This is a genomic window from Okeania sp. SIO2C9 (assembly GCF_010672455.1).
Lineage (GTDB): Bacteria > Cyanobacteriota > Cyanobacteriia > Cyanobacteriales > Microcoleaceae > Okeania.
This window is the reverse complement of the sequence record NZ_JAAHGO010000008.1, coordinates 61,666-63,136: the sequence shown is the minus strand read 5'-3', so window position 1 is coordinate 63,136 and position 1,471 is coordinate 61,666. Positions and strand designations below refer to the sequence as shown.

2 protein-coding genes and 2 tRNA genes are annotated in these 1,471 nt (G+C 42.2%); 2 read left to right on the top strand and 2 right to left on the bottom strand.

Annotated elements, in window-relative coordinates:
* Positions 1 to 86 precede the first annotated feature (86 nt).
* Positions 87 to 158, bottom strand: a tRNA-Thr gene (locus F6K23_RS08340).
* A gap of 57 nt (positions 159 to 215) precedes the next feature.
* Positions 216 to 300: transfer RNA gene (locus F6K23_RS08335), tRNA-Tyr, on the bottom strand.
* Positions 301 to 562: 262 nt separating this feature from the next.
* On the opposite strand from F6K23_RS08335, the gene F6K23_RS08330 reads away from it, so the two are divergent.
* A complete protein-coding gene (locus tag F6K23_RS08330) occupies positions 563 to 832 on the top strand; it encodes a DUF29 domain-containing protein (RefSeq protein WP_293153271.1) in 270 nt (89 codons plus the stop codon).
* A 272-nt stretch (positions 833 to 1,104) separates the two neighbouring features.
* The coding region (locus F6K23_RS08325) for a carboxypeptidase-like regulatory domain-containing protein (protein WP_293153269.1) at positions 1,105 to 1,471 on the top strand (367 nt) is incomplete at its 3' end.

The following is a 1,471-nucleotide window of genomic DNA, read 5'->3' as shown; positions in this document are numbered from 1 at the left end:
TTCCCCATTCAATTTGTCCGGTGCGTCTGGAGCGTCTTTAATAGGACTTGCTCAAATGTACATAATCTCGATTAAAATAATTTAAAAGCCCGTGACGAGGATTGAACTCGTGACCTCACCCTTACCAAGGGTGTGCTCTACCACTGAGCCACACGGGCAAAAAAGAGCATTTACCTTCTGTTTTATTCTAACAACTCACAGCTCTGATGGATTGGTGGTGGGCCGAGCTGGATTTGAACCAGCGTAGGCATAGCCAGCGGATTTACAGTCCGCCCCCATTAACCACTCGGGCATCGACCCTTTTGCTCCACACCTAATCAATAATAGCACAACTTGCCTGTAGTACTAATTTTTTTTTGAGATAATCTTTGACAGCTTAGCTCACAGTGTAAGCAGTTTGAATTCCCCACCAAATCAGGAAGGCGACGCCGCCTAAAACCAGCACCGCTGAAATCGCGATCGCAACTGGGCTATCGGCTCCCTTAAATTTCATGATTCCACGATCTAGGTCTGACATCTTACTCTAGCTCCTGTTCTAATTCAAGCAAAGTAGCAANTTTTAATGCACTTATTAAAATGGAAATATCAACCCGAAAAACAAAGCGGAAGTTGGCGCGCTACTATTCGAGAACATCGTAGACGAATTCTTAAAGCATTTAAAAATAGTCCTAGTTTACAACGATATTTTGAAGATATTTTTGAAGAAAGTTACGAAGAATCTAGAAAACAAGCTGCGGATGAAACTGAACTTGATTTAAAGATATTTCCTCAATCTTGCCCATTTAAACCTAAAGAAATTCTTGATTCTGAATATTTACCCAATGAGAAATGATTCTGGAAAATGCTATTTTTAAGCTAATTATCGGAAGAAATTAAGTATCTGGAACCTTAACAATCAGTCGCTACAATGCGGGAGACTTATTACGATTCCAAAACGCAGAAAGTAGCAGGAATGTCTAAACCAATTAACTTAAGCGATAGACTCCAGTATAAACAAAAACACAGAGGAACGACGGTAATGTCTTAATCACTGGTGTAACTATCAACGAAGTATCTTTCGACTTACCAGGTCCGATTACCATTACTGCCCCAGCAGATATTGACTTGTCTCCAGGGGAAACCCAACAATGGACAGGAACTTACACCTTAACTCAGGCAGATATTGATGGTTTAGTTGGGGACCCAGTAGTAGATAACGTAGCAACTGCCACAGGTACTGACCCCAATGGAGACCCTGTTGACAGTCCCGAAGACCCAGCGGAGATACCATTCGATGATATCATTCCTGGCTCCATATCCGGTACAGTAACCAACGAAAATGGCGACCCCATACCTGGTGTTACTATCAATCTACTGGATTCCAATGGCGACCCAGTGCTAGAGAATGGCAACCCCATCACCACAACTACTGATAACAACGGTGACTACATATTCACAGATGTAGAACCAGGGGAGTATCAAGTACAAGAAA